Source organism: Proteus sp. G4380 (assembly GCF_963885725.1).
Classification (GTDB): domain Bacteria; phylum Pseudomonadota; class Gammaproteobacteria; order Enterobacterales; family Enterobacteriaceae; genus Proteus; species Proteus mirabilis.
This window is the reverse complement of sequence record NZ_CAWPAV010000010.1, coordinates 21,947-28,225: the sequence shown is the minus strand read 5'-3', so window position 1 is coordinate 28,225 and position 6,279 is coordinate 21,947. Positions and strand designations below refer to the sequence as shown.

6 protein-coding genes are annotated in these 6,279 nt (G+C 37.3%); 3 read left to right on the top strand and 3 right to left on the bottom strand.

Going from position 1 to position 6,279, the window contains the following annotated elements; translation table 11 throughout:
* Nucleotides 1–220: 220 nt before the first annotated feature.
* Together AACU98_RS00535 and AACU98_RS00530 are read left to right on the top strand one after the other, a co-directional pair.
* Complete coding sequence (locus tag AACU98_RS00535; RefSeq protein ID WP_004243466.1) at nt 221–1,690, top strand: alanine/glycine:cation symporter family protein; 1,470 nt, start codon at nt 221–223, stop codon at nt 1,688–1,690.
* Nucleotides 1,691–1,820: 130 nt separating this feature from the next.
* The gene (locus AACU98_RS00530; RefSeq protein ID WP_017827494.1) at nt 1,821–2,705 is read left to right on the top strand and encodes a peptidoglycan recognition protein family protein; all 885 of its coding nucleotides are present in this window, start codon (nt 1,821–1,823) and stop codon (nt 2,703–2,705) included.
* A gap of 67 nt (nt 2,706–2,772) precedes the next feature.
* Here AACU98_RS00530 and brnQ read toward each other — a convergent pair whose 3' ends face one another.
* From brnQ to AACU98_RS00515, 3 genes are all read right to left on the bottom strand, one after another.
* On the bottom strand, nt 2,773–4,125 hold the full coding sequence (gene brnQ / locus AACU98_RS00525) for a branched-chain amino acid transport system II carrier protein (RefSeq protein ID WP_004243464.1): 1,353 nt from the start codon (nt 4,123–4,125) through the stop codon (nt 2,773–2,775).
* A gap of 301 nt (nt 4,126–4,426) precedes the next feature.
* Complete coding sequence (yidA, locus tag AACU98_RS00520; protein ID WP_004248301.1) at nt 4,427–5,233, bottom strand: sugar-phosphatase; 807 nt, start codon at nt 5,231–5,233, stop codon at nt 4,427–4,429.
* Between the two features lie 123 nt (nt 5,234–5,356).
* Nucleotides 5,357–5,743, bottom strand: a complete 387-nt coding sequence (locus AACU98_RS00515) for a helix-turn-helix domain-containing protein (RefSeq protein WP_004243460.1) — start codon at nt 5,741–5,743, stop codon at nt 5,357–5,359.
* A gap of 217 nt (nt 5,744–5,960) precedes the next feature.
* On the opposite strand from AACU98_RS00515, the gene mgrB reads away from it, so the two are divergent.
* A complete protein-coding gene (gene mgrB / locus AACU98_RS00510) occupies nt 5,961–6,257 on the top strand; it encodes a PhoP/PhoQ regulator MgrB (RefSeq protein ID WP_004243459.1) in 297 nt (98 codons plus the stop codon).
* The last annotated feature ends 22 nt before the right edge of the window (nt 6,258–6,279 follow it).

The window sequence follows — 6,279 nt, the reverse complement described above, 5'->3', positions numbered from 1 at the left end:
ATAATTAAATAGAATGATTAAATAATAAAAAAATAAACAAAAAATATACATATCGTATAATCTTGTGTTACATTTAAGTCGCTTTTTAGACAATCATTTTTGATATGAGATAAAGACATACATAAGCCATTTATTGGTTCAATTATAGGTGTTTATCTGTTTTTTATTTCAATAGCGATGTAAGGATAGGTTATATACGTTATTACATAAGGGGATTAATTTGACAGGGCTAATTAACTTTGCAAATAACATTTTATGGGGATATGTACTTATTTACTTACTCCTTGGCGTGGGTATTTATTTCACTATTCGAACAGGATTTATTCAAATCCGCCATTTTGGTCATATGTTTTCTATTTTAAAAAATAGTCATAAGTCAGATAAATCAGGTATCTCTTCATTCCAAGCTTTATGTACCAGTTTAGCTGCACGTGTTGGAACAGGTAACTTAACCGGTGTAGCAATTGCGCTGACCGCAGGTGGCCCTGGGGCCATTTTTTGGATGTGGGTAGTTGCAATTATAGGTATGGCGACTTCCTTAATAGAAAGTACATTAGCACAGTTGTATAAAACTAAAGATGATGAAGGTAACTATCGCGGTGGCCCTGCTTATTATATGACAAAAGGCCTCAATATGCGTTGGATGGGCGTATTATTCGCCATTTTCCTCATCATTGCCTTCGGACTTGTTTTTAATGCGGTACAAGCTAACTCAATAGCGCAAGCAGCTGCATCAGCATTTAATTTCGATCCATTATATGTTGGTATTGGACTGGTGGTGATGAGCGGCTTTATTATTTTTGGCGGTCTACGTTGGATTGCGCGTGTTGCTGAGCTGGTTGTACCCATTATGGCTATCGCTTATTTATTATTAGCATTTTGGGTTGTTGCAGATCATTTTGAACGTTTACCTGAAGTGTTTATGCTAATTTTTAAAAGCGCATTTGGTTTACAGGAAGCCGCAGCAGGGGCAATTGGCTATGGTATTAGTCAAGCGATGACCCAAGGTATTCAACGCGGCCTATTTTCTAATGAAGCAGGTATGGGATCTGCACCTAATGCCGCCGCTTCTGCAACACCTTACCCACCTCATCCAGCATCGCAAGGTTATATTCAGATGTTAGGGGTATTTATGGATACCTTGGTGATTTGTAGTGCGACTGCAGTGATTATTTTATCTTCAGGTGTGTTAGATAATTATCAAGATGGTATTAATGGTATTCAGTTAACCCAGCTAGCATTATCGTCAACTGTCGGTGGTTGGGGGAGTACTTTTATTGCTGTTGCGATTTTTTTCTTTGCCTTTACATCGATTATTGCAAATTATGCCTATGCTGAAAGTAATATGATTTTTTTAGGCCGCAATCATATGACAGGGCTATTCTTACTCAGATCAGCCGTACTGGCGATGGTGATGTTTGGTGCTTTGGCTGAAATGCCGTTAGTGTGGAAAATGGCTGATCTCTCGATGGGATTGATGGCTGTCACTAACTTAATTGCCATTATTTTACTTTCAGGCGTCGCTTTGAAGTTAATTAAAGATTATAACCAACAGCGACAAGCTGGTGTATTACCCACTTTCAATATTCGCCAATACCCTGAATTACAAAATGATATAGAGCAAGGTATTTGGGATAAAGAGCCTTTACCTAATGAACCGTTAGTCCGCTGTGAAAAGGTGAGGCAATAATTGAGCAAGTACGGTATTCATTAAAAAATTATTAAAAAAAAACCAAAATACAAAACCCATATTTTTTAATATGGGTTTTTTGTCTACAATTTAGCCTTAAATTTATAGTCTAATGTATTCAGGATGGATAATGATCTTTAGTCGCTACAGTCTCTTTTTACTTGTTACTTTGGGGTTGCTTTCAGGTTGTGTTCAGCAACCTCAGCTTATTGATAGGGGGGATTATTTTGCACAAGTTGTTCCCAATAACCCTGGGCAAGATAATCGCGTAAAATTTTTAGTTATGCACTACACCGCCGTTGACGATAAAGAATCGTTAAAAACGTTAACTTCGGGAAATGTAAGCAGTCATTATTTAATTCCTACCAAACCAAATTATGTTGATGGTAAGCCGGTTGTGTTTGCTTTAGTGAGTGAAGATAAAAGAGCATGGCATGCAGGACTAAGTCAGTGGGGAAATAGTGCAGGTTTGAATGATGGTTCAATTGGTATTGAGATAGTGAATTATGGTTATAACGATCAGGGTACATTAAGAGAGTGGTTACCTTATACCGCAGAACAACTCTCAACCATTACTATGATGATGAAAGATATTATTCAACGCTATGGTATTGAACCACAAAATGTAGTCGGGCATAGTGATATTGCACCACAACGCAAAGTTGATCCAGGGCCACTTTTCCCATGGGCTGAATTAGCGAAACAAGGAATAGGCGCTTGGCCAGATGATGAAACAGTTACTTTCTATTTAGCGGGAAGAGCTGCATCGGAGCCTGTTGATATTGCTAATTTTCAAACCTTGTTAGCGAAGTATGGTTATCAAACACCAACAACAGGGATATTAGATCCTGAAACGCAAAAAGTGGTTAGCGCATTTCAAATGCATTTTAGACCAAGTGATATTAAAGGTATTCCTGATGCGCAGTCAGAAGCTATTTTAATGGCGTTAATTGATAAATATCGAACTAAGTGGATACAGCCATCAACTGAGTCAATAAAACATTCAGATAATTGATCGTTATTAAGGATAAAAACTAGCCCCAAAGTGACTATTTACTTTGGGGCTAGTTGCAATAATGGATTTATTTTACTGTATTAGGTGTAGCAATTTCTGTGTCGGTTTCTTTAAAACTGAGACTAATTAGTAATGAAATTGCGAATGCAATAATACCCGGTAATAACCAACCTAGCCCATACTCAGACAGTGGAATGTAACTAAATAGTTGTAATAAATCTCCATTTAGCCATTTTAACTGTTTTAATGTGTCAAGTAGGCTCATTAAAACAATGACACAGATTGTAAAGCGGTAAGTAAAACGCGGTGATTTTAGTTTATGGCGAACAAATTGTAGTAAGACTAGTGTCACCGATGTTGGATAAATCATTAATAATGCAGGAATAGTGACACGTAATAAGGTATCAAGACCAAAAGTAGAGACTAACGTCGTTAACAGTGTAAATACTACAACCCAGAAGCGATAGCCTAAACGATGATGGAATGTCGCAAAGTAGTCTGCCGCAGCACTAGTAACCCCGACTAAGGTTGTCATACTGGCTAATAAAACAATCCCGCCCATCAACCAAGTACCGACAGAGCCAAATAAAGCGTCTACGTAGCGTGAGAAGATTTGACCACCGTTAGTGGCATTTAGTGCCGGATCAGCAAAAACAGATACTGCGTGACTTGTGGCACCTAAATAGAACAAACATAAATAAAGGGCGGCTAAGAGTAAAACCGAAATCATCCCCGCTTTTATGGTGATAAAACCAATTTGTTTAGGATTGGTGATCCCTTTGGTATATAACGCACGGGCGACGATCCCGCCAAAAGCCATAGCAGATAGCACATCCATGGTTTGATAACCGTCAATAATACCGGAGAAGAAGCCATTTACCGCATAAAGGCCGGTAGGCTCTTCAATAGGGGAAAGCGGTTTAGCCACCACAGCAATACCAACGACAACCAGGAGTATTAAGAGCGCTGGGGTCATGAATTTACCGATGGCACTGATCATCGTACCTTGTTTAAGCATAAAGAACATACTTAATAGGTTAAATATTAATGCGAAAGTCAGATGGGTCGTAGTATTTTTTTCAATAAGACCAAGAGGTAAAAATCCCATCTCATAGGCGGTGTTCGTGACCCGAGGCATTGCAAAGGTAGAACCGACAATCAGGTAAAGTGCAATCCAAAATAACACCGCAAACCATGATGGCAAGTCGATAGAAAGGCGTTCACCACGTCCACGAATAGCTACGGTGACTAAGGTTAAAAAAGGGAGTAAGACACCTGTAACCAAAAATCCTAATGACGTACTAAACCATTGGTTTCCAGATTGGAAACCTGCCATTGGAGGGAAAATAATATTACCAGCGCCAAGGAAAAGAGCAAAAACCATCATTCCAAGGACTAGCATGTCTTTTGTTGAAAGCATAACTAATACTACCTGTCTGAAAGAGAATATATTAATAATTTATACTTGTTATTCTATATTTAGCCTAATTACTAGGTAATTATCTTGTAAAAATAGTGTTTGAATAACGAAAAGAGAATTGATAGTAACAAATTCTGACGGAGATGTAAGAAGAAATAGGTGTTTAATCCTGATCCAGCAGGAAAAGGAGCATAATAAATGGCTATAAAGCAGGGGGGCAAGCAGTGTGATCCTCTAGCTAGGATCACAATTGCTATATAATTTTGTAGACATTAGTGATAAAACACAAAAAATATCGTGTTTAAATAAATTTATTGATAGCGACGGCAACACCGTGTTCTTTATTAGATAATGTAATAAATTTCGCCACTTTTTTGATCTCTTCAGGGGCGTTTCCCATCGCAACACCCAATCCTGCGTACTGTAACATCGCTAAATCATTATCTTGATCGCCAATACACATTATTTTCTCTGGAGTGATTTTTAAATGTTCTGCTATTTTTTGTACCGCGTTTCCTTTATTGACATCGGTATTTAATATCTCAATAAAATAAGGAGCGCTACGTAATATGCTGTATTGTTGATAGATATTAGCAGGTAAATATTGCATCGCGTTATCTAATACCGTAGGTGTACCAACGATCATAAATTTACTAAAGCGCATATCTCTTTGCATTTCGCTTAAAGGGCGATAATAGAGAGGTGTCCACGTTAAGAATGCTTCACGACAAGTAAAATGGCTAATATGGCGATTGGTAGTATAAATTTTATTATCACTTAAAACATGAAAGTGAACACCTATCTCACGGGAGAGATCTTCAAAATAGAGGTAATCTTCAAAATTGAGCAAGTCTTCGGTGATAATTTCACCATTTTCTGCTTGGTGAATTTGGCTACCATTATTGCTAATGCAAAAGTTATCAGATGTATCAAGATTAAGTGCTTTTAAATAGGGAGAGATGCCGTTAAAAGATCGCCCAGATGCAAGAACAATGTGCACTCCAGAATTTTTAGCATGTTGGATCGCTTGATGTACTTCAGGTGTGATCTCATGTTGTTCGTTTAGTAACGTTCCATCTAAATCAATAACGATAAGCTTAATACTCATTATCATCCCCATATTAAAGTAAAGCAGTTAATGGTTGGTAAGGGCGAGGCATTATCATCACATAACTGGGGCTTTATTTATGTGACACGAAAGAGAATATCTCTATGCCACATAAAAGTCAGTCTAATCACAACAAAGTGATTGCAAATGTAAGGGCTGTTTTGTCTCTAACTCGATATTTTGATTTTGCCTAAAGTCAAATGGAGTGATGCCATACTCTTTACGAAACATATAAGTAAAGTGTGATTGCGAGCCAAAGCCGAAATCTAATGCAATATCAAATATTGAGCGGTCACTGGTGCGTAAAAGATGGATAGCCCCCGCTAAACGGCGTTGGCGAATATACTTTCCTAAAGAGGTGCCCGTGACTTCTTTAAAAATTTTCTGCATATGCCAAAGGGAATAGCCGGAGTAAGCCGCTAGCTCTTCAAGGTGTATTACGCGACCTAAATGCTCCTCAATCCATTTACTTAGCGCGCAAACTAATGCGAGATGATTATCTTGTGGCATTACAGTTCCATTCTATCGATGAAGTTAAGGTAAAAAACAAAATTAACTCCTTAATATTATACAAAAAGTGGCAAACAGAGAAATCCATATTAGTTGATTGCTGTTTCTATGTGTTGGCAAAATGTGTAATTAAAATAAAAATGCCTATTTTGCGTACAATTAAGAAAAAATAGTGCCAATTATCTGTTTTCTGTCGAGGAAGCATTTAACTTTCTTTATGAAAACTATGCTAAATTTAATCTTAGAGATAACTTATTGCGAATTTTATAACAACAGTGATAGGCGTTGTTATCGTATTAAAGCGAATGCCTATTTTGTAATAAGTACTATTAACAAAATGTATTTAAAGGATTTTAATTTGAACGCAAAGAAAATAATTATTAGCTTAATAATTATATTAGCTATCAGCTTGGGGTTGTACCTTGTGGCGTTAGATAATTTTTGCGATCAAGGCGAAGATTTTCAGCAAGGTATCTGTCGCTTTACCATCTTATTCCCCTCTAAGCAGCCGTAAAAAACCCGCTTTCTATGCTTTT